At 42.5% G+C, this 20,863-nt stretch carries 21 protein-coding genes; 9 read left to right on the forward strand and 12 right to left on the reverse strand.

Annotated features, from left to right (window positions below; translation table 11 throughout):
* Positions 1 to 19 precede the first annotated feature (19 nt).
* Positions 20 to 862, reverse strand: coding sequence for a TatD family hydrolase (locus tag BHR79_RS00510; protein ID WP_072560269.1), 843 nt, complete (start codon positions 860 to 862; stop codon positions 20 to 22).
* 199 nt (positions 863 to 1,061) lie between these two features.
* Between BHR79_RS00510 and BHR79_RS00515 the strand changes: the two genes are divergently transcribed.
* Positions 1,062 to 2,078 (forward strand): isocitrate/isopropylmalate dehydrogenase family protein, encoded by a 1,017-nt coding sequence (locus BHR79_RS00515; protein ID WP_072560271.1) that lies wholly within the window; start codon positions 1,062 to 1,064, stop codon positions 2,076 to 2,078.
* A 33-nt stretch (positions 2,079 to 2,111) separates the two neighbouring features.
* Here the strand turns inward: BHR79_RS00515 and BHR79_RS00520 are convergent, their stop codons facing one another.
* Positions 2,112 to 3,440 carry a homocitrate synthase/isopropylmalate synthase family protein gene (locus BHR79_RS00520; protein WP_072560273.1) on the reverse strand — a complete coding sequence of 443 codons (1,329 nt, stop codon included), beginning with the start codon at positions 3,438 to 3,440 and terminating at the stop codon, positions 2,112 to 2,114.
* Positions 3,441 to 3,718: 278 nt separating this feature from the next.
* On the opposite strand from BHR79_RS00520, the gene BHR79_RS00525 reads away from it, so the two are divergent.
* Positions 3,719 to 4,222, forward strand: a complete 504-nt coding sequence (locus tag BHR79_RS00525; protein ID WP_072560275.1) for an amino acid-binding protein — start codon at positions 3,719 to 3,721, stop codon at positions 4,220 to 4,222.
* A gap of 2 nt (positions 4,223 to 4,224) precedes the next feature.
* Here the strand turns inward: BHR79_RS00525 and BHR79_RS00530 are convergent, their stop codons facing one another.
* Genes BHR79_RS00530 through BHR79_RS00540 form a run of 3 tightly spaced genes read right to left on the reverse strand, consistent with a single transcriptional unit; the run spans position 4,225 to position 7,368 of the window.
* Positions 4,225 to 5,421 (reverse strand): NAD(P)/FAD-dependent oxidoreductase, encoded by a 1,197-nt coding sequence (locus BHR79_RS00530; protein ID WP_072560276.1) that lies wholly within the window; start codon positions 5,419 to 5,421, stop codon positions 4,225 to 4,227.
* 9 nt (positions 5,422 to 5,430) lie between these two features.
* Positions 5,431 to 6,714 carry a 3-phosphoshikimate 1-carboxyvinyltransferase gene (aroA, locus tag BHR79_RS00535; RefSeq protein WP_072560278.1) on the reverse strand — a complete coding sequence of 428 codons (1,284 nt, stop codon included), beginning with the start codon at positions 6,712 to 6,714 and terminating at the stop codon, positions 5,431 to 5,433.
* On the reverse strand, positions 6,715 to 7,368 hold the full coding sequence (locus BHR79_RS00540; protein ID WP_072560280.1) for a thymidylate synthase: 654 nt from the start codon (positions 7,366 to 7,368) through the stop codon (positions 6,715 to 6,717).
* Between the two features lie 121 nt (positions 7,369 to 7,489).
* On the opposite strand from BHR79_RS00540, the gene BHR79_RS00545 reads away from it, so the two are divergent.
* Complete coding sequence (locus BHR79_RS00545) at positions 7,490 to 7,933, forward strand: DUF488 domain-containing protein (RefSeq protein WP_072560282.1); 444 nt, start codon at positions 7,490 to 7,492, stop codon at positions 7,931 to 7,933.
* On the opposite strand, the gene htpX is transcribed toward BHR79_RS00545, so the two are convergent.
* From htpX to BHR79_RS00565, 5 genes are all read right to left on the reverse strand, one after another.
* Positions 7,930 to 8,784 (reverse strand): zinc metalloprotease HtpX, encoded by an 855-nt coding sequence (htpX, locus tag BHR79_RS00550; protein ID WP_072560283.1) that lies wholly within the window; start codon positions 8,782 to 8,784, stop codon positions 7,930 to 7,932. The genes BHR79_RS00545 and htpX overlap by 4 nt on opposite strands.
* Before the next feature lie 94 nt (positions 8,785 to 8,878).
* Positions 8,879 to 9,007 carry a hypothetical protein gene (locus tag BHR79_RS10780; protein WP_268766002.1) on the reverse strand — a complete coding sequence of 43 codons (129 nt, stop codon included), beginning with the start codon at positions 9,005 to 9,007 and terminating at the stop codon, positions 8,879 to 8,881.
* A gap of 80 nt (positions 9,008 to 9,087) precedes the next feature.
* On the reverse strand, positions 9,088 to 10,041 hold the full coding sequence (locus BHR79_RS00555; protein WP_072560285.1) for a DUF5667 domain-containing protein: 954 nt from the start codon (positions 10,039 to 10,041) through the stop codon (positions 9,088 to 9,090).
* Between the two features lie 27 nt (positions 10,042 to 10,068).
* Positions 10,069 to 10,323, reverse strand: a complete 255-nt coding sequence (locus BHR79_RS00560; protein WP_072560287.1) for a hypothetical protein — start codon at positions 10,321 to 10,323, stop codon at positions 10,069 to 10,071.
* A gap of 5 nt (positions 10,324 to 10,328) precedes the next feature.
* Positions 10,329 to 11,867: a hypothetical protein gene (locus BHR79_RS00565; RefSeq protein ID WP_072560289.1), complete on the reverse strand. Its 1,539-nt coding sequence runs from the start codon at positions 11,865 to 11,867 to the stop codon at positions 10,329 to 10,331.
* A 262-nt stretch (positions 11,868 to 12,129) separates the two neighbouring features.
* Here BHR79_RS00565 and BHR79_RS00570 point away from each other — a divergent pair, with 262 nt between their 5' ends.
* The 4 genes from BHR79_RS00570 (at position 12,130) to BHR79_RS00585 (ending at position 16,277) form a co-directional block, all read left to right on the forward strand.
* A complete protein-coding gene (locus BHR79_RS00570; RefSeq protein ID WP_143743592.1) occupies positions 12,130 to 12,966 on the forward strand; it encodes a helix-turn-helix transcriptional regulator in 837 nt (278 codons plus the stop codon).
* Between the two features lie 91 nt (positions 12,967 to 13,057).
* Entirely contained in the window at positions 13,058 to 13,564 is a 507-nt protein-coding gene (locus tag BHR79_RS00575) for an amino acid-binding protein (RefSeq protein WP_072560292.1), read from the forward strand.
* A 12-nt stretch (positions 13,565 to 13,576) separates the two neighbouring features.
* Complete coding sequence (locus tag BHR79_RS00580) at positions 13,577 to 14,575, forward strand: homoserine dehydrogenase (RefSeq protein WP_072560294.1); 999 nt, start codon at positions 13,577 to 13,579, stop codon at positions 14,573 to 14,575.
* Positions 14,576 to 14,591: 16 nt separating this feature from the next.
* The gene (locus BHR79_RS00585) at positions 14,592 to 16,277 is read left to right on the forward strand and encodes an ATP-dependent DNA ligase (RefSeq protein ID WP_072560296.1); all 1,686 of its coding nucleotides are present in this window, start codon (positions 14,592 to 14,594) and stop codon (positions 16,275 to 16,277) included.
* Here the strand turns inward: BHR79_RS00585 and hmgA are convergent, their stop codons facing one another.
* Positions 16,278 to 17,522, reverse strand: a complete 1,245-nt coding sequence (gene hmgA / locus BHR79_RS00590) for a hydroxymethylglutaryl-CoA reductase (NADPH) (protein ID WP_072560298.1) — start codon at positions 17,520 to 17,522, stop codon at positions 16,278 to 16,280. It lies immediately after the preceding gene.
* A gap of 279 nt (positions 17,523 to 17,801) precedes the next feature.
* On the opposite strand from hmgA, the gene BHR79_RS00595 reads away from it, so the two are divergent.
* Both BHR79_RS00595 and BHR79_RS00600 read left to right on the forward strand, forming a co-directional pair.
* Positions 17,802 to 18,335, forward strand: coding sequence for a hypothetical protein (locus tag BHR79_RS00595; RefSeq protein ID WP_072560300.1), 534 nt, complete (start codon positions 17,802 to 17,804; stop codon positions 18,333 to 18,335).
* Positions 18,336 to 18,456: 121 nt separating this feature from the next.
* Positions 18,457 to 19,758, forward strand: a complete 1,302-nt coding sequence (locus tag BHR79_RS00600) for a TrpB-like pyridoxal phosphate-dependent enzyme (protein ID WP_072560302.1) — start codon at positions 18,457 to 18,459, stop codon at positions 19,756 to 19,758.
* 14 nt (positions 19,759 to 19,772) lie between these two features.
* Here BHR79_RS00600 and BHR79_RS00605 read toward each other — a convergent pair whose 3' ends face one another.
* A complete protein-coding gene (locus BHR79_RS00605; RefSeq protein WP_234970464.1) occupies positions 19,773 to 20,726 on the reverse strand; it encodes a mechanosensitive ion channel family protein in 954 nt (317 codons plus the stop codon).
* Positions 20,727 to 20,863: the final 137 nt, after the last annotated feature.

The raw sequence follows: 20,863 nt of genomic DNA on the forward strand, positions 1-20,863 counted from the left end.
CAATTACGCTTCCAATTCTTTAAATTTCAATGTCCACTTCATAAACAGCTTCGATATTTTCCTTATGGACTTTCCAGAAAACTTCTTCCCCATAGGTTTCAACAAGTTTCAGGGTTCGCCGGGGAATTGTTTTTGGACCAAGTACTGCACCGGGACGTTGCGGATCATCAATATAATCTGTCTCCATCATGAAACGGCTACCCTGTTCAAGGGCCTTTTCAATTGCTCCTTTGCCGGCAAGTACACCTGGATACAGGCCTATTCTTTCACAGACATCCACAAGTGGAGGTGCATAATGCTTCACAACCTTCTCCAGAGGGATACCAACACTTTTGGCCCTGCTGGCAATATCCTCCAGCTCAGCTTCCCCCACACTTTCGGTATGCAGCTGGACAGCACATCCCAGATCTTTACCCAGGGAAAAAGCATGAGACATTATTGAGTTAGAAGCCTGCCACACCTCATCTGAGACAGGATAATGAGGACGTCCGCTTTTCAATCCCACAGCAAGGCCTTCGTTTACATATTCAGATGCAATCTCCAGACCCGCTTTCATAAGGGAGGTGGCATTTTCAAGTTCCATTCTTTCACATAGTTTGGTGATTTCTGCCGGATGTACACCAAGCACCGGGAAAGCACCAACCCCGATTTCATTGATCTGGCGGACAATATCCACAGTTTCATCAAATACAACACGATAGTCATCCGGTTTTACAACTTCGACCCCAAGAGTCCATGTCGGTTTGGAGACCACCATCATATGAGTCCCGCCTGCATTCTGGAATTGTTTTACAGCATCAATACCCTTTGCTCGTGGGTCAATATGTATATGCTCATCAGTAATAGGAATGTTAGGGGACATGAAAGAAAGTATGATCCCCTGCAATATAAAAATACTGAGGAAATGAAATTAGCTCAATTAATCTAATAAACCTCCCCATATCATCAAAAATATAAACTATAATTATTGCGGTCAACCGGGCAGATAGCATATATATGATGGAGACATTACAGGGGCACATCTAGCCTTATAAACATAAGTAATTATAGAAGTGATTAAAATGAGTAAAACTGCAGCAGTTATTAAAGGAGACGGAGTCGGGCCGGAACTTGTCGATGCCATGCTTAAAGTAGCAAAGGCAGCAGGCACGGATGTGGAGTTTGTACCCTGTGAAGCCGGTGCCGCCTGGTGGGAGGAAAACGGTGGAAATTCCCTAATTCCCGATGAGACATGGGGAATACTGGAAAGCTCCGATGCCTGTTTCAAAGGACCAACTACCACACCCGGAGGTGCAGGTTCTCCAAAAAGTGTCGCAGTATCAATCAGGCAGAAATACAATCTTTACGCAAATGTCCGTCCTACAAAAACATTCCCCAACACAAATACACCCCTTGGTGAGGTTGACTTTATCTGTGTACGTGAAGGAACGGAAGGAATGTACATAGGAGAAGAAGTTAAACTGACGGATGATGTGTATATCGCACTGCGTAAAGTTACCCGGCCGGCCTGCCGTAGCATTGCAAGGTATGCCTTTGAAGAAGCAAAAAAACGTGGATATGACACGGTCGTTCCAATCCACAAAAGCAACATTCTCAAACAAACATGCGGAACTTTCCTGGAAGAAGTCGAGAATATAGGTAAAGAATATCCCGATATTGACATCTGGGAATACCATATCGACAATATTGCCCAGCAACTTATCAAGAACCCGCAACTTTTCAACAAGAAAGTATTGCTTTCCACAAACCTGTTCATGGATGTTATCAGCGAGGAATGCTCCGCTCTTATAGGAAGTATCGGCCTAATATATTCCGCAAACATCGGGGACAATTATGCAATGTTCGAACCTGCACACGGCTCAGCACCGAAATATGCAGGAGAAGATAAAGTAAATCCTGTTGCAACAATTCTTGCAGGTGCCTGGATGCTTGACTACCTCGGAGAAAAAGACAATGCAAATGCTATTTTCAAAGCAACGGAAGAAGTCATTTCCGAAGGTAAGTATGTAACTTACGATATGGGCGGCAGTGCAAAACTCAGTGAAATGACAGATGCTATTGTCAGCAAAATTAAATAAAAACAGTAAATATGTATAAGGTTGATAATTACCTTATACATCTTTCTTCTTTCTTGAAAGGGGATCTGGTACAAATTCACCAGAATAGGCACTTTCCCTGCTCATGTTCTTTTCTACAACTGGTTCGAACAAGAAATATTTCTCGACATAACCCTGGATTTCCTCATCAGAGATACAGGATACACGCTTTTCATTGTCATAGAGTGCCTGGATATCCTTCTGTATGGATTTAAGCCTGGGGTCCTTTTTCTCCACAGTGATTTGTACATCAAGTAATTCCCTCAGGGTTTCCTGAATCTTATACCTTAAGACCTCGGTACCTGAGGAATCGCCTACAAGGAATATACGTTCTCCACCCACAACCTCCGGGGGATATGGTTCGTATGTGAAAGGATTCTTAATAGCACCGGCAGCATGTATACCTGACTCGTGAGAGAATACATTCTTACCAACCACGGCTTTATTACGTGGTACACGTATACCGATTTCTTTTTGCATGAATTCAGAGAATTCAGTTATGACATCAAGATTATATTTATCAAAGCCTTCTACCCTTTGGCCCAGGAACAAAAGCAATTTTTCCATTTCAGCATTTCCGGCCCTTTCACCTATACCCATAAATGTTACATTGGACCAGTTTGCACCATACCAGTAAGCTGCCATAGAATTTGCAAAAGCGAAACCAAAATCATCATGGCAGTGGCTTTCGATGTTTTTAACACCAATCTCATCTTTGAGATATTTGGTAATTGAGGGAATACCATAGGGTTCGTCCACTCCATCAAAAGGTATTCCATAGCCGATGGTGTCGCACACCCTTATGGTACATTCCGGGTCAATTTCCATTATCTTCTCAATCATTGGATAGACAAAACCATAATTATCGGCACGGGTCATATCTTCCACATGAGCACGGGTAGCAAGGCCATGGTCTACTGCATACTGAAGGGCTTCAAGGTACCTGTCCTCGGCAGCTTCTCTGCTGGGCAATCCCATCTTTTCCAGAATGTGAACATCGGAAACAGACATCAATATACCGGTTTCATTAAGACCGCCAATCTGCAAGACCTTATCTATGTCTTCTGTTTTTGCACGTGCCCAGCCCGTAACCTCAGGTACTTCATAGCCCCTGTCAAGCATGAGTTCGATGGCTTTGCGATCTCTTTCATTATAAACGAAAGTTTCCAGTTTTTCAATGCCTATCTCATGCAGATAGTCATAAATTCGAACCTTGTGGCCGCTTTTTAAGACAATACCCGGCATTTGGGCTCCATCCCTGATGGTACTATCACTGATACAAACCTCCTGATCAAGCGGAAGCTTGATTTTTGGCAGATCTCCATAATCTTTGTATACCTTCACAAAATACCTCCTTCCACACAAATATGATAATCCTAATCCCGTATTTTAATAATTAAACATTGTAAAATATTTGTGTATAACCCCTAAAAGGGATCTTTTATTCGTAAAAAGCACATTTAACCGATCAAATCAGGTTGTATTATGATGGATTTTATCCTTAAAATGTCTTTCTTCCTACATACAAAAACAAAATAAGAAGTGACCACCTAAACATTGCAAGAGATAACAAACTACAAAGAACTTAATTCTATTTATAATTTGAATGAATAGTGATTTGCATGTGGAAAATGTTACTTGAAAAGTTTGAAAAACATCCTGCCCAACAAAAGGTACTGAAAATTTTATTCGAAAGAGGTTTTCAGGTAAGTGAGGATGGGAAAGTGACCTCCGGTAAGATAGATATTGCACATACCCAACTCGCGAAAGAGGCAGGTGTGGACCGTCGGGTCGTAGATGCAACTACAGACACAATACTTGAAGATGAAACCCTTAGAAACATATTCCAGAATGTACGTTCAATTCCCTTCTTAAGGGATGTGGCTCCTGCATTGGGACTTGGAGTAATAATTATTACACCTGAAGATGCGGCAACAGTAGGCATTCTTTCAGAAGTATCAGGCGTAATCGCCGCTAATGGTATCAGTATAAGACAGGCAGTTTCAGATGATCCGTATTTTACCGATCAGGCTAAAATGACAATCATCACTGATTCAAAGGTCTCAGGGGACACTGTAAATGAAATCCTTAACATAAAAAGTGTAAAAGGGGTCAGTATATACTGAATTCACAGCAGGGTTTTCAAAAAAGCTATAAAAAAACCTTTTAGATGCCTGGAATTTAATGGGTTCATGAATTTACGCAATAATATGGAAGGATGATCCATATCCCCATACTTTTCAATTAATGAAAGTACATTCGGTTCTGCCAGGGATGAAAATAATTCATTGAGTTGTTCATCTGAAAGACTACCTACAAAGTCGTGCACTTTCATCCCCATATTTAACTCCTTTCCCAGAGACTGCTTCCAGCGAATTTCATATTCTCCCAGCCGGGATTTGGAAGTATCATTTTCAAATGCTGCTTTTGCAGCAACTTCACCTGCTATCTTTGCACAGACAGCTCCTGTATAAACACCACCCCCTGATGTTGGTTTTACCTGACCTGCTGCGTCACCGCAGATCAATACACCGTCAGAAAAAGTACTGGCTGCAACACCTATAGGAATGCCTCCCACTACAAAATCCAGCATACCATCTACTGCACGCCCTGTTTTTGAAAAATTTCTTTTAAGTTCACAGAGATATGATAAAGAATCACTACTGCCCATATTATCAGTTGCAAGTCCAAGCCTTGCAGTGCCGTCTGACAATGGAATTACCCATGCAAAAAAACCAGGCGCACAGGTACCTACGAAGAGCTCCACAAAGTCCTGGCGAATTGTTTCCATTTGAATTTCAAACTGGATTCCAGACATAATACGTGAAGGAGCCGGCAGGCCTACCATGGAAGCCACACCATGACGTACCCCATCTGCACCTATGACCACCGAGGCTTCGACCACCTCAGATTCCCCCGATCTTTGGACATGCAACCTGTTAAAACCTGAACTGTTATCTATTGCAACAACTTTTGAATTCAAAAAAATATCCACACCTTCGGAAGTTGCCAGGGATGCCAGTTTCCTGTCAAACATCTTGCGTGAGACCACAAAGGCACGGGTACGCCCACCATCTATAGGAAGACAGGTCCCCTCCGGGGAATGCACAAAAGCACCCCTGACACTGTTAATAACCGAAAGGTCATTGGGACTTATACCACATTCATCCATAGCACGTACACTCAAAAGGCCTGCACACTGGACCGGACTTCCGACAGTTGCATGTTCCTCAAAAAGAGCAACCTTTGCCCCTTGTAGAGCAGCATGTCTTGCGGCAACCGAACCCACAGGCCCGGCTCCCACAACGGCAACATCGTATCTCATGGATCACAATCACTGTTTATTCACAACAACATCAGCACCCAGGGACCTGACATCATCAAAGAAATTGGGATAGGAGATAAATATCGATTCTGCCGTATCCACGGTTGTATCACCCGCAACCATACCGGCAATCGTAAGTGCCATTACGATACGATGATCATGCCAGCCGTGCAGGTCACCACCTTTAAGTTTACCCCCTTTTATTGTCAGTTGGTCCTGGTCTTCTTTTACAGAAACACCCATCTTCTTGAGTTCTACAGCCATGGCATGTAGCCTGTCAGTTTCCTTGTACCTGACATGTTCGGCGTTCTCTATCACGGTTTGTCCTTCAGCAACAGCACCCAGGACTGCTATGGTTGGCACAAGGTCCGGCGTTGCTGCAGCATCCACCCGTACACCTTTAAGATCATGCCCATTAACCGTTACCACACCGTTTTCTTTATCCCAGGATACTCCCGCACCCATTTGCTTGAGTATGTCAATTATAGCCATATCACCCTGTTGGGAAGGGAACATGTTCTTCACAACTACCCTGGAGCTGGTCATTGCGGCAGCGGCCAGTAAATATGATGCAGATGAAAAGTCTCCTGGGACCAGATAATCCCTTAAATTGTAATTTTGATTGGGAGGAATTATGAATTTGATATTATGGTTACTATCTTCAAATATTTCAGCTCCGGCCTTACGCAGTATTTCGAGAGTGACATTGACATAGGGTTTTGAACGAAGCTCACCTTTTATTGAAAGAGTGGTACTCTGTCTTGTGAGGGGACATGCTATCAAAAGTGCGGAGATGAATTGGGAACTGATGGAGCCATCTATCTTGGCAATTGCTCCTTTCAATCCTCCTTTAACTACAAGGGGAGCACAACCGTTATTCAGAGTGGATATTACTTCCACACCCAGATCACGCAAAACTTCAATAAGGGGACCATTTGGCCTGGTTCGCAGGGAATTGTCACCCGTAAGAATCGATACACCGTCCACAAGGGATGCCACAGCAGTCATGAAACGCAGTGTTGTACCCGAATTACCAACGTCAATTACATCTTCAGGGATGTGAGGTTTCCCTTTTACCCCCTCAATAAAAAGGTCCCCTTTCTCCTCATTAATCTGTGCGCCAAGCATTTTACATGCACGGATCGTAGCCTTGGTGTCTTCCGAAATGAGAGGTCTGCGAACAACACATTTCTCAGAAAGGGAACCAATAGTGATTGCCCTGTGCGTGTAACTTTTTGAAGGAGGTGCAAAAACTTCACCCTCCACACTGGTACGACTGATTTTTACCCTCATTTAGCACACTCCTGTTACAATCTTTTCAATACGGTCCCAGTCATGTTCATAGATATGTGCAGATACACTGATCGTTGTAATAGTACCTGTTTCATAACCGGCATTCTGTGCCACATATTTTAGAAGCTGTGAAAGACCGTAAAGGTTTGCAGGATAGGCTCCTGCGAAATCATGACTGCGAAAAAGAGTGGTCATATGAACCCGATTGTTCCGGACTTTGAAATCATCGAGAATCATACATGGCACTTCATCAACTTCAGTATCAATGTATGGTATCCATGTTACAGCAGTTGCCCTGCGAGTGGTATTACTGTTTTTAAGTTTATCAATTATATAGGAGATCTGGTCCACCCGCTCATCCCAGTTGCGTAATCGCTGCCCATAAGTATATTCGAAGTCCTGAGGATTTTCCCCCGTAATCAGCTGTTTTGCATATTCATCCAGACGTTCCTGATTCCAGGAAATGTCAGCAGGTATCTCATTGGAATAAGGATCATCGATAACAATCATAAGATTCATGAATTCCTTGATTTTGCTGCCTCTTTCATCAGTTACATTTTCCCCGTGATTCCATATTATATTGAGTCCCCGATACCATGCATCGCTGATTGTATCGGCCTTAATTATTCGTCCTATGGGCGTATTGTGAACCATGTCAAATCCTCTCAAGCTGCAAGGGAATAGAATTTCATGAATATATAATCTTTACCTGAATAGACCCATATATAACAACCCATCGAAATCCTAATGAAACGGGGTATCAAATAGAGTGTTTATGGAAGACCAGCGAATATGCTATACTGTTGGTTATGGAAATAGCATTTTTAGTGAATTCCTGAATAGATTACTGGACAATGCCATAAAAATAGTTGTGGATGTACGCAGTTATCCACAATCACAGCGTCCGGAATTCAATGCAGAAAACCTGAAAATTAAACTCCCAGAGAATGAAATTGTCTATTGTCACTACCCTTTGCTTGGTGGGATGGGCAAGCGTTCTTATACAGAATATATGAAAAGTGCAGACTTCAGGAAAGGGTTTTCAGACCTATTATACCAGATAAACAGGAAATCAGACAACGATACAAAGATCGCTCTTATGTGTGCAGAAAAGAATCCACGCAACTGCCATCGCAGGCATATTGCAGATAGACTTGAAAAAGAGGGGATAAAGGTGATACACCTGACCGAACCCGGACAGGCATCCCTCACCTTTTAATGCATATTTTCCAGGCGTTTTATACGCTCTTCTGTTGTAGGGTGTGTGCGGAAAAGGTTTGCAAGCGTACTTTTCCTTATCGGATTTACGATAAACATGTGAGCCGTACTTTCAGATGCCTTCACATCTTTGGGACTTTGCCTGTAATTGCTTGCACCCTTCTCAAGTTTAGAAAGAGCACTTGCAAGAGCCCGTGGGTTTTTGGAAATACGAGCCCCTTCTGAATCCGCTGCAAATTCACGGGACCGGGAAATTGCAAGACGTATAATCGTAGCTGCAAGGGGAGCAACGATTACAAGAGCCAGAAAGCCTATGATATTATTGCCTTCACCGTCACGTCCGCCGAGTCCGCCAAATATTGCTGCCCACTGGGCCCATGTGGCAACGAGGGTGATCACACCTGCAATTGTTGCAGCTATTGCACTGATAAGTGTATCCCTGTTTCTGACATGGGCAAGTTCATGAGCCAGAACACCTTCGATCTCCTCTGAATTCAGGATATTCATAATACCTGTAGTCACTGCCACGGCAGCATGCTCAGGATTCCTGCCTGTAGCAAAAGCATTGGGCATGGATGTCTCCACAATATAAACCCGCGGCATTGGAAGGCCGGCATTATAAGCAAGATTATGCACTATCCGATACAGCTGTGGAGCTTCGGCTTCTGTAACTTCTTTTGCCTTGTACATTTTAAGCACAATCTTGTCACTATACCAGTAGGTACCGAAATTCATGAGGATAGCAAAAGCAAAAGCAACCAGCATTCCTCCTGTACCCCAGTATGAACCAACCATTACAAGCAGACCCGTGAGTGTTGCAAGTAATACTGTAGTTTTAAGCATGTTCTTCATGATATACCTCGAGCATACTTCGGATTATGTCAAAATAAGCTCATATTAGTAATATAAGAATGAATTGTAATTCTATAAAAGTATTGCGGACAACTCAGGTTACTCCTACAACACCCACCAAAAGCAGGGCTAACAGGAACATGATTACAAGAGCAAAGATAAGGAGTACATTACCTGGATTATATTGTGCACCTTCATCTCCATAAATTTTAGTGTTTTGCATAACCATCTCCTGATGTTAATCATATGTTAATATATAAACCATTCTATTAATACATGGCCCTTAAAAAAGAAAGAGGATATTCAAATATCCTCTACAGGGATACCCGATTCATTACCATCCTCTGCTTTCGTATTATTTCTTTCTTCAATAACACCTGAAGGACTGTCTGTATCCTCTGATATACCAGGAACTGCTAATCCTCTTTCTTCCAATTCAGATGTAGCAGCCTCTCTGCCCTTTTCTGATTGCTCTATTGCATCCTGTATCGATGCTCTGGCCTTTTCAGGAACTTTTTGCTTTACATCTTCGAGAACATTCAGGTGTACTGATGTTGCTTTCGCAACAATTTCGTTGGCTTTAGAGGGATCTTTACCAGCTTCCTGTGCAATAGCTGATATCTCTTGTCCAAACCGTGCATATTCCTGATACTCTTCAGATGCTTCAGCAACTCCTTCTGCATTCCCTTCTTGTGCAGATTCATTTGCCTCTTTCAACCGACTGTCCGCAATTTCCATTGCTATTTCAGCAGATCTCTCCGGGTTTTCTTGCGCCAATGCCTTTAATGCTTCCTGGTTTCCTCTTATGGACCTCTCCCTTGCATCAGCGATCTTTTCTTTTGCCTGATCTGGGACTCTTTCCTGTACACCATCAAGTACATTTATATGTTGAGAAGTTGCATTCGAAATACGTTCTGCTAATTGTTCTTTTTCATCACCAGGGGGTGATGAAGCTGCAATTTCGGTTGACTTATTGATATTCTCACCATATTCCCTGGTAAGATCGTTTATGTATTCAGGCTTTCCTTTATCAGCCATCGCCTCGGCTTCAGCCAACCTTAATTCTGCATGATCCAGTGCCCTCTCAACCTTGGCTTCTTCACTAAATGCAAAAACATCCCCGATACCTTCAATTACTTTCTTTGGCCCATAAAATGGACTATCAGGCAATATCCCTGGTTCAGGTAATTCTGGTTGTGCAGAAGCTGCACCACTCAACAAGAACATTATCAATATTGATACAATTATTTTCTTCATCTTTATTCCTCAATTATGTGAAAGTACTTACAACTCTTCTACAGTAATATTGGATTCATTATCAAAGCCTTCAAGCATCGATTCAAGTTCTGCGAGATCAGCATCCAATGATGAAATTTCCTCATCGGTAAGAGCTGCACCTTCCTGTGCAAGCAGATCTTGTGCAGCATCTTCGGATGCAGTTTCATTTTCCACTTCCGAATCACTCTGGTCTGTACACCCCGAAACCATCAGGGATGAAAACATAATCAAGACAAGCAACAAAGCCATGAGCCTTTTCATGCTATTCATTCCTCCAATGCCTCGTAATTCATTGTACCGTTCACTGAGTCTTCGCCCTCATCGATCTCCATATATTGATCGATTTGTTCATTTGTCAATGAGGTTCTGTTACCGATTTCGGTTATGATTTCATTTATATCGGTAGTATTGAGGGTAAACTCATCCTCGGTTTCATTGAACTTTATTTTTACTTCTGATTGCTCGTCCTCAATTTCTACTTCAATCTCGATTTCTTCCCCGCCATCAGAATCTCCGTCCTCCGCAGAATAGGTTCCGGCCCAGTCCATAGTTTCAGAACCTGTGGTGTAGGTACCTTCCCCGGTGAACACCGTACTGCCTGTACCCTCTGCATCAATGGAGATGTTCTCTCCTGAAACCATCATAGTAAGACGGCTGCCATTGACATGAGCATCTCCCGTGAAGTCAAGATATACTGCTGCAGGAGTACCACGTCCCATGGATTCTTCGGGAGTGATCCGTTCATATTCCCCATTCATCTCTATGGTTGAATCACCTGCAAGATCCTTCACAACAAGTTTTGCATCTGTTGCGGAGAGACTTATATCGAAATTACCTGACAGCACAGCTGTACCATTGCCTTGTGCACTGACATTTGTGTCTTCTGAAAGATTAGCAAAACCCTGCCTGTGATCCTTCAGGAATTCCAGGATGTCACGGAGCACATCATTGGCCTGACGCGTAGCATTCACTGACTGTTGCATGTAGGCGAGGGATTCACTGCTGCCTTGTTCTGCATCCAGAGCCATTTCACGGTATTCTGATGCATTTTCTATCAGCGTATTATAGCTCTCAAGCATTAGTTCGACTTCGGTTGTATTCACTCCACTTTCATTGAGACGCTCAATTTCGGACTCAAGACGCTCGGAAATGGAGTCGGCCCTATCAATATAATTTCCAACACCATTCAGGACATTGAGAGACCTGAATTTATACAGGTCCTTTGAAGCGTCATGCCAGATCTTACGCACATCCCGTGCAATTTCTGCAAGCTCTTTCCGGTCTTGAGCATCTTCGAGTTTTTCCTGCTGATCTTCAAGTTGACCGATGTATTCATCGATGCTTTCTATGGAATCCTCTGGTACACCTTTATCCTCGAAATCTTCCTTTGTATCGGACAGGCGGGTGACCATGTAATTTATTGTATCATTGAGATAAACACTGGATACATTGAATACGTCTTCGGAATTAGCGGCTATTTGTCCTTTTTGGACCCTGTCCTTAACATTCAGAAGGTGTTGTCTGGAATTCTCATAATTATTCTTCATCCGCTCCCTCTGCCCGGGGGCCATGTCACGAGCAGAAGCTTCAGGGTTTGGAGTATTGCCAGGGTTCATATTACCCCGATCTGCATTCATTTCCACATTCCTTCCCGGTACATCATCAGGGACGGAAGTATTGTTAGGGGTCATGTTTCCCCGGTCCATATTCATTCTATTATCTGGCTTTGCAACTGCAACGGCTGTAAACATACTTACACACATTGCAATGACCATAACAAAAGTCAATATCTTTCTGAAATCCATTCCAATCCTCCTTGTATTTAGCATCGTTATCAATTGCATATTATACAGATTAGAATATAAATATACTTTCAAAAAAGACAATTTTAAAGAAAAATAAAGCATTTTAAAACTTTATAGTGGTTTGATTTTCATAAATAAGGTTTAAATCTGGCTTAAATCTCAATTAAAGCCAATAAACCGGCTTAAAAAACAAAAAAAATCAAAAAATGAAAAATCATATTTTCAATAAACAATATATGCAATACTGTATTAAACTAGGGACGTGAGTAATAAACAACTTCGAATAGCCACAATTATTCTTCTGTGCACACTGATGTTGGGTAACTGTGCAGCCGCTGAAGAAACTGCAACCGTTCACGGCTCACTGTATAACTGGTACACTTTAGAACCACAGGAAAATGTTATACTCGAGATCAATACTACTCCTGCACAAACAGTTGTGGCCAGCAATGGAATATATGCATTCACACTGGAGTCTGGTTCATACCTCATAATAGCCAGAGGGTATGAAAACGGTACACTTACAGCTTACTCCGAAGAAGAAATTACAATTAAAAGGCAAGGAGATTACGTAATCGACATCCTCCTTTATCCGGCATATGAAGAAAACATTGGTGATCTCAACGATACTGAACTAAACAATTTGACAGAATCTGTAGAAGAAGGTACAAGGATAGTTGAAGAAACATCTGATGATAAGGATAACTCCTCCTACCTCTTAATATTCATAATTCCACTACTTATTATTGCAGTTTATTTTTACCGGCACAACAGGGAAGAATATAATCAAAACCCTGTTACAACCATTCCGGATATCCCCGATGCTGAACAGACCCCTGAGGTGGCACCAGCAAATGAAATTCCTCAAGAAATAAAGCCAGCAGAGAAGGACAAAAAAGAAGAGGAAGTGCCCGCAGACCTGAAAGAAATCCTAACAATAATAAAAAAAGCCGGAGGAAGAATCACCCAGAAAGACCTCAGGCAGAAACTTAATTGTTCAGAGGCAAAAGCAAGCCTGATGATCGCAGATCTGCAGAGAAGAGGACTCATTGACAAGTTCAAAAAGGGAAGAGGAAACATACTGATATTGAAAAATTAAAAAGTTCCCGCCCACCAAAACCTATAATTGTCTATTACCCGTTAGGAATAGAAAAACAGATAATCCGAATTATACCAAACGGAGGTTACCTATGAGAGTTTCAATGGATATAGAACTGAAAGACACACCAGGTCAGCTCCTTTGCGCTCTGACACCCATATCAGAATTACGCGGGAACCTGAAATCAATTGTCCATCACCATGAAGAAAGGACACCTAGAGGCACCATTCCAGTACAGCTCGTTTTTGAAGCCGAACCTGATAATCTCGATGCAATTATAGAAAAACTGAAAGAAAATGGTATCGGAATCAGCAGAGTAGATGAAAAAAGATTGATCGAAGAAGGAGCAGTCATCCTGATAGGCCACATTGTCCATACCGATATCCAGGATACTATCGACCGCATTGACAGGACCGGATACGCAGAAGTTGTGGATATTTCCCTTTCCATGCCCCACATAAACACCACTTCATCTGCTTCCCTGAAGATCTGTGCTGTTGGGATAAAGGAACTGCATGACGCAATTAGCATACTCAAAGATGTTGCAGAGAAAAAAGACCTGCTTGTTGTTGAGCCCATAAGGGCAGAATTTTCGTGAGGAGTTATACATATGAAAATTATTCGTGCATCAATAATCGGTTTTGGTTCTGTAGGACAGGGAGTAGCTCAGGTATTCCTCCAGAAAAAAGAGGAGATTCAAAAAAAGGGTTTTGACCTGAAAGTTGTTGCTGTGGCCGATTCCAGAAGTGCTGCTATCGATGAAAAAGGCCTTGATCTTGAAAAGGTTCTCAAGAGTAAAAAGGAAAATGGCCAGGTGGGAACAGAAACACTTAGCGGCCTGGAAGTTATCAGGAATGTAGAACATGAAGTTGTCATTGAAACCACCCCTACCGACATTGAAACCGGAGGAGTGGGCCTGGACAACATGTTGACAGCTTTTGGAAAGAGAATGGATGTGGTCACATCCAACAAAGGTCCCCTGGCCCTCAAATACGGGGAACTTGCAGAAGTTGCCCAAAAAAACAATGCTAAATTCAGGTTTGAAGCAACTGTCGGGGGTGCCATGCCAGCAATAAACCTGATACGTGATACCCTTGCCGGCAACTCAATTATCAGTATTGAAGGAATCCTGAATGGAACCTGTAATTACATCTTAACAAGGATGATGGAAGAGCACGCATCATATGAACAGATGCTTGCAGAATCCCAGGAGCTCGGCATTGCTGAAACCGATCCAACGTATGATGTGGAAGGAATCGATGCTGCCTGTAAACTTGTAATTCTTGCAAACTATGTATTCGGAATGAAAGCAACATACCATGACGTGGATGTAAAGGGTATTACCAGCATTACCCCCGAAGCTCTCTCCCTGGCTCAATCCGAAGGATATGTTATCAAGCAAATCGGAGAAGTGAAGGACGGATTTATCCAAACTTCACCACGTCTTGTTCCGGAAAGCCATCCACTTGCTGTTGGGGGAACCCTCAACGTTGTATCGGTGCAGACCGATCTTGCAGGCACAGTCACCTCAACTGGCAGAGGTGCAGGTTCTATCGAGACCGCAAGTGCAATCCTGAGTGACCTTATATCCATTTACAGGGAAGATTGAAAACAGGTGTTCATAAGTGACCTCTTTTGAATATTTTGCAAATACATGTGCAAGTATCGAACAGATCCCAGGTTCACTGGAAATGACCGATGTGATTGCAAAACTCCTAAAAAAGGTCACAATTGAAGAACTTCCTGTTGTGACCCATTTTATAATGGGTTCGGTTTTTCCTGCCTGGAGTGACAGGCAGATGGGTGTCGGGAACAGGCTCCTATATACCGCCCTGTCAAAATCATCAGGGGTTTCAGAGGAGGAAATAGAAAATATCATCCGTAAAACCGGGGATATAGGGGAAACAGCAGTACAGGCCCTGTCCTCCAATCCTGCCGGACAGTCCACATTCTCAGCATTTATTGAAGAAAGACCCGGCATGGAGATCAAAGAAGTTTATGAAAGGTTCACCCATATTGCAGATACTACAGGGAAACGTTCCCAAGGTACCAAAATAAAAAATCTACAGTACCTTTTCAATTCGGCAACCCCTATAGAGGCACGTTATCTGGCCCGGCTTGCTATCGAACAGCTACGTATTGGTGTGGGAGAAGGAATCGTCAGGGACGCGATATCCAAAGCTTTTGAAACTGATGTAGCCGCAGTCGAGCGGGCATTCATGCTGACAAACGACCTGGGACTTGTTGCCGTTGCAGCCTGCAATGGTGGCAATGAAGAAGTACAGAAACTTGACATCCAGCTGAATCGCCCGGTAAAAATGATGCTGGCACAGGTAACACCCAGTATCCAGTCAGCCCTGAATGACCTCGGAGAAGTTGCTGTAGAATGGAAGTTTGACGGGGCAAGGGTGCAGATACATAAAGAAGGAGATAACATACATATATTCTCCCGCAGGCTTGAGAATGTAACATCCTCCCTGCCCGATGTAGTAAAAGCAGTGCAGGAAAATGTGAATGCAGACACGGCCATTCTAGAAGGAGAAGCAGTGGCAATTGGAGAGGATGGCAAACCCCGGGCATTCCAGGACATACTTAAGCGGTTCAGAAGAAAATATGACGTTGAAGCAATTGCAAAAGCAATCCCTCTCAAACTAAACCTCTTTGACGTGCTCTACCTTAACGGGGAAAGCCTGATAGACAACCCTCTCAGGAAAAGAAGAGAGTTATTGTTCCAGAATGTCCAGGGCAGTGACATGATACTTGTAGACAGGCAGGTAATTACCGATAATGAGGAAGAAATAGAGGAAATCTATGCAGATGCCCTCAGGGGAGGGCATGAAGGAATAATGATTAAAAAGCCCGATGCACCTTATTCCCCTGGTAAAAGGGGCAAGAATTGGCTCAAGAAAAAACCACTCATGGAAACCCTGGACCTTGTAGTTATCGGTGCTGAGTGGGGATATGGACGGCGGGCAAACCTGATTGGTTCCTATGCACTTGGTTGTTATGATCCGGACACAGGGAAATTCCCTGCTATTGGTAAGGTTGCCACCGGGATTACAGACGAAAAACTGGCAGAACTTACCACTCTTTTTTCTGATTTGATTGTTTATGAATCGGGCAGAAAAATAGAATTAAAACCCGAAATTGTCTTTGAGATTGCTTTTGAAGAGATACAAAAGAGTCCCAATTATGAATCCGGATATGCCCTGCGTTTTCCCAGGCTTGTTAATGTGAGAGATGATAAATCCCCTGAAGAAGCAGAGAGCCTGGAAAGGATTGGGGAGATATACCACTCCCAGAGATCCTGATTATCTTCCCAGTTCAGCATGGGCACGTGCCAGATGACCGGCTGCCTGTGCACCTACAAGAGAGATTTCTCCTGCAAGTACCGCTGATGCTATTATTTCAGCCAGTTTTTTTGAATTGGCACCGGGCACATCACTTCCCCCGGCAACTCCCAGCAAACCCAGGCATTCTGCCTGCGTACCTATTTTAGTACCTCCACCTACAGTACCCAGTTGTAATGCCGGCAGGGTCACGGTACAATAAAGGGAGCCATATTTTGTGACATCCATTGTAGTTATCGCACTGCTACCCTCAACAACATGAGCAGGATCCTGGCCACAGGCAATATACATGGCAGCGATAATATTGGCCGCATGGGCATTGAATCCCAGGGACTGGGCACGTGCTGAACCCAGAAGATTTTTCCTGTAATTCACCTCTTCCATTGCTTGCGGAGTGGTCTTTAATTTCTTTTCTACAATTTCAGCAGTTAACTCAACTTCAACAACCACAGTTTTACCCCGGCCCTTGATGTTATTGATAGCTGCGGGTTTTTTGTCGGAGCACATGTTTCCGGAGAGCGACACCGGATACACACCAAACTCATCACTAATCAGGTCCACAATCGCCTGGGTAGCAATCGTTACCATATTCATTCCCATAGCATCCTTGGTGTCAAATTCAAAACGCAGATAAACATTGTTACCCAGGACATATGGTTCAACACCGGTAAGTTTACCAAATCGTGTTGTTTCAGAAGCTTTATTTTGAAGTTGTCCAAAAACGTCCCCGTCTTTTATCCAGTCAACAAATTCTTTTGCGTGATTAATATCATTCATCCTGAACACAGGCGCCCTGGTCATCACTTCATTGAAGACCCTCACTACAGTGCCACCTGAAACAGAAATCGCTGAACAACCACGATTCACACTAGCAACCAGAGCCCCTTCTGTCGTGGCAAGAGGAAGATAATAGTCCCCTTGCGCAAATTCTCCTCTTATTTTAACGGGACCTGCAATTCCCAGAGGAACCTGTACCGCTCCAATCATATTTTCAATATTGCGCTTACCTGCTTCATTTGCATTTATACTGAAACTACCAATATGTTCCAATTGTATATCTCTAATTCTTTCCAGAGCCATTCTGCGAAGGAGCACAGCCCTATCTTTTTCGACATGTTTGTCCAAACGATGCATTGAAAGATCGCCACTTACAAGTTGGCCCAATAATTTCTCTTCTTCCATAGAAAGTTGATTTTCCGGATTCATTGTGATCACTAATGATTTTGTGAATATGTATAATTATCACATATTGTTACAAGTATTCCACGCATAATAATCTTTAGAAATTAAAATCTTAAAACATACTTCCTCATACTAATGATTACTATACAAAACGATGTGGATAACGTTAAATAAGAATAAATATAATTTAAACTTGCTAGTGGTATAGCAGGTGGTACAACAAGAAAGCTTACATTAATAGCTATAGTTCAGGCTATCTGTTGTGCTTCTCTATCTTTATAGCAGACGTGGTGGTATGAGCTAATGAAGAGTGGGGATAGTCCAAACGAAGCCCCCGAGGCCAGCCAGAATCCCGATTCAGAATTCAATAAATGGAGAAGGGAATGGCTGGTCAAAAAGGCAAAGGAAAGAAGTAGCCATGGTACAAGGGAAAGTAATCCTGATATGGACAATGGCTTCTGGTACTGGTACATGGAAAAAAGTGCAAAATTGCATCAAAGGTACATGCATCTTTATGATGATATAACTGCAAAAGAATTCAGGGAAAACAAAGAGAGAATTGATGATGCAAGGGATGACATAGATTACATAAGGCAACAATTTTTGAAACAGGATCGAGAAACAGTGAAAGTACTGGCAGACAAGCTTGCTAAAGTGGGTTTGGAAAAAGAATCAAAGGAATTCCTATCTTTAAAGCCCATGCATAAGGAAACTATTCAAAAACTTGACCGTTTTTTTGAAGTGTTGCATAGCAAACACTACAATGATCTTGAAATAATCGATTTTTATTTATCCCTCTCACCAGAAGAAAGAGTGGAACTGGGTTGCAAACCCTAAAAATTCACAAATATATCTTTTCTTTTGCAACCTTTTCTGGTATGATTATCCGATAGTCTTAAATAAACAACTGTCCGTACAAAATAGTACTAAAGTGTACATTAAACATGAGGGACTTATCATGGAATATACAAAATATATACTCGATGAAAATGATATGCCAAAGAAATGGTATAATATTTTACCTGACATGCCCACCCCCCTTGATCCTCCATTGAATCCTGCAACAAATGAACCAATCAAACCGGAGGAACTCGAACCTCTTTTTGCCAAGGAACTTATCAAACAGGAAATGTCTGATAAGCGTTACATAGACATCCCTGATGAAATAAAAGATATCTATAAGCTCTGGAGACCATCACCCCTTTACCGTGCCTCAAGACTTGAAAAGGAACTCGACACACCTGCAAAAATCTACTACAAACACGAAGGTGTGAGCCCTGCTGGCAGCCACAAACCTAACACCTCAATTGCCCAGGCCTACTACAACATGAAAGAGGGAACCGAAAGGATTACTACTGAAACGGGAGCAGGACAGTGGGGAAGCGCTCTTTCTCTTGCATGCAACTATTTTGATATTGAATGTAAGGTATACATGGTACAATCAAGTTTCTACCAGAAACCTTACAGGAAATCCCTGATCAACCTCTGGGGAGCAAATGTAATTCCATCCCCGAGCAATGAGACCCAGTTTGGCAGGAAGATCCAGGAAGATTTCCCTGATACAAGCGGAAGTCTGGGTATAGCCATCAGTGAAGCTGTGGAAGATGCTGCTCTCAATGACAATACCCGGTATGCATTGGGAAGTGTGCTAAACCATGTGATGCATCACCAGACAATAATAGGACTGGAAACCCAGGAACAGATGAAAATGGCCGAGGATTACCCGGATGTCGTTATAGGTTGCTGTGGCGGCGGTAGTAACCTTGCAGGAATCGGACTTCCATTCATCAAAGATAAAATGGATGGCAATGACCTGAGAGTAATCGGTGTAGAACCATCCGCATGCCCTACCTTAAGCGCCGGGGAATTCAGGTATGATTACGGTGATACTGCCAAAATGACACCATTATTGAAAATGCATACTCTGGGATACGATTTCATACCGCCTGCAATCCATGCCGGTGGACTGCGTTATCACGGTTGTTCACCAATAATCAGTCAGCTTGCCAATGAAGGGCTCCTGGAAGCCACAAACTACCACCAGATCGAAGTATTCGAAGCAGGTGTTACTTTTGCCCGAACAGAAGGATTTGCCCCAGCTCCTGAATCATCCCATGCAATCAAATGTGCTATCGACGAGGCAATGAAGTGCAAGGAAACAGGGGAAGAAAAGACAATCCTGTTCAATCTGAGTGGCCATGGTCATTTTGATATGAGTTCCTATGATAAGTATTTCAACGGAGAACTTGGAAACGAATAAAAAAGAAGAGGATATTAAAAATCCTCTTTTCCTTCTTTTATCCCAACATAACTGTTTTCGTGTTCTGCAACCAGGTCTTTTTTGTACACAAGTGTCCTGTATGGGAACGGAATCTCGATTCCTTCTTTATCGAAACGTTTCTTGATGGCTTCCCTAATCTCACATCCTGTACCATAAGCAAAACTTCTGTCCCGTACCCAAACAAACAATTTTAGATTAACTGAAAAGTCCCCGAGTCCAGTTAAAAGGACAAGAACATCATCATCACTGAACTTTTCATCATATTTACGAAGTTCAGAGAAAGACATCGTATTTTTATTTTTGCGCCCTTCGTCGACCATTATCTTACGGGCCAGATCAATATCTGAATCATAACTTATACCGATATCAATAGGCCAGCATACCGTTGGGTCTTCTATAGTCCAATTTATGATCGCTTCATCACTGATTACATGGTTTGGTATGATAAGCCTGCGGTTATCCCACGTTTTAACGACAGTATGACGCAAAGTGATGTCTGTAATCTTGCCGTAATCATCCCTGATATTAACACGATCTCCTACCCTGAAGGGACGAAATATAGCAAGGGATACACCTGAAATAATATTTGACATTGTGCTCTGGGCAGCAAGACCAACGACTATACCCAAAAACCCTGCACCTGCAAAGATAGCAAAAGAAAGGTTTTGAAGCGTCGGAAAACGCATAATTATCAGAACTAAGCCAAATACATAAACAAGGGCTACGGATGTATGCCTGATAATTCGATAAGCAGTTTCATCTACAGCCATTTTACGGCTGGCCATTTCAAATTGATGATGAATTAGCCTGTCAACTAATTTTGATGCAACAAACGTAAGTACAATAATGAAAATTACGAATAGAACATCCAGTGCATGCCAGGAATTCCAGAAATGCCACGAAATGTCAGAAAGTACATCTGATGTGTTTGCCATTGGACCTACCATATTTACTCTTACTAAAACATCCAATAAATAATAGTGCTTATAATTTAATCTTTATCCATTGTTGTGTTCTTAAAAGAGCTGCTTCCAAAATAATCTGCAAGGTTTTCCATAAAAATAATGGTAGGTCTCCTTTAACA

Source organism: Methanohalophilus halophilus (genome assembly GCF_001889405.1).
Classification (GTDB): Archaea; Halobacteriota; Methanosarcinia; order Methanosarcinales; family Methanosarcinaceae; genus Methanohalophilus; species Methanohalophilus halophilus.

What these genes read in the sequence shown, in the direction of transcription:
- BHR79_RS00540 (WP_072560280.1), bottom strand. Translation starts at nt 7,368, where the DNA reads ATGGTTCACAATACGCCCATAGGACGAATAATTAAGGCCGATACAATC.
- aroA (WP_072560278.1), bottom strand. Translation starts at nt 6,714, where the DNA reads ATGAGGGTAAAAATCAGTCGTACCAGTGTGGAGGGTGAAGTTTTTGCA.
- BHR79_RS00560 (WP_072560287.1), bottom strand. Translation starts at nt 10,323, where the DNA reads ATGAAAAGGCTCATGGCTTTGTTGCTTGTCTTGATTATGTTTTCATCC.
- BHR79_RS00510 (WP_072560269.1), bottom strand. Translation starts at nt 862, where the DNA reads ATGTCCCCTAACATTCCTATTACTGATGAGCATATACATATTGACCCA.
- BHR79_RS00595 (WP_072560300.1), top strand. Translation starts at nt 17,802, where the DNA reads ATGAAGAGTGGGGATAGTCCAAACGAAGCCCCCGAGGCCAGCCAGAAT.
- BHR79_RS00605 (WP_234970464.1), bottom strand. Translation starts at nt 20,726, where the DNA reads ATGGTAGGTCCAATGGCAAACACATCAGATGTACTTTCTGACATTTCG.
- BHR79_RS00565 (WP_072560289.1), bottom strand. Translation starts at nt 11,867, where the DNA reads ATGGATTTCAGAAAGATATTGACTTTTGTTATGGTCATTGCAATGTGT.
- BHR79_RS00530 (WP_072560276.1), bottom strand. Translation starts at nt 5,421, where the DNA reads ATGAGATACGATGTTGCCGTTGTGGGAGCCGGGCCTGTGGGTTCGGTT.
- BHR79_RS00525 (WP_072560275.1), top strand. Translation starts at nt 3,719, where the DNA reads ATGTGGAAAATGTTACTTGAAAAGTTTGAAAAACATCCTGCCCAACAA.
- BHR79_RS00545 (WP_072560282.1), top strand. Translation starts at nt 7,490, where the DNA reads ATGGAAGACCAGCGAATATGCTATACTGTTGGTTATGGAAATAGCATT.
- BHR79_RS00600 (WP_072560302.1), top strand. Translation starts at nt 18,457, where the DNA reads ATGGAATATACAAAATATATACTCGATGAAAATGATATGCCAAAGAAA.
- hmgA (WP_072560298.1), bottom strand. Translation starts at nt 17,522, where the DNA reads ATGAATCCGGAAAATCAACTTTCTATGGAAGAAGAGAAATTATTGGGC.
- BHR79_RS00575 (WP_072560292.1), top strand. Translation starts at nt 13,058, where the DNA reads ATGAGAGTTTCAATGGATATAGAACTGAAAGACACACCAGGTCAGCTC.
- BHR79_RS00515 (WP_072560271.1), top strand. Translation starts at nt 1,062, where the DNA reads ATGAGTAAAACTGCAGCAGTTATTAAAGGAGACGGAGTCGGGCCGGAA.
- BHR79_RS00555 (WP_072560285.1), bottom strand. Translation starts at nt 10,041, where the DNA reads ATGAAGAAAATAATTGTATCAATATTGATAATGTTCTTGTTGAGTGGT.
- htpX (WP_072560283.1), bottom strand. Translation starts at nt 8,784, where the DNA reads ATGAAGAACATGCTTAAAACTACAGTATTACTTGCAACACTCACGGGT.
- BHR79_RS00580 (WP_072560294.1), top strand. Translation starts at nt 13,577, where the DNA reads ATGAAAATTATTCGTGCATCAATAATCGGTTTTGGTTCTGTAGGACAG.
- BHR79_RS10780 (WP_268766002.1), bottom strand. Translation starts at nt 9,007, where the DNA reads ATGCAAAACACTAAAATTTATGGAGATGAAGGTGCACAATATAATCCA.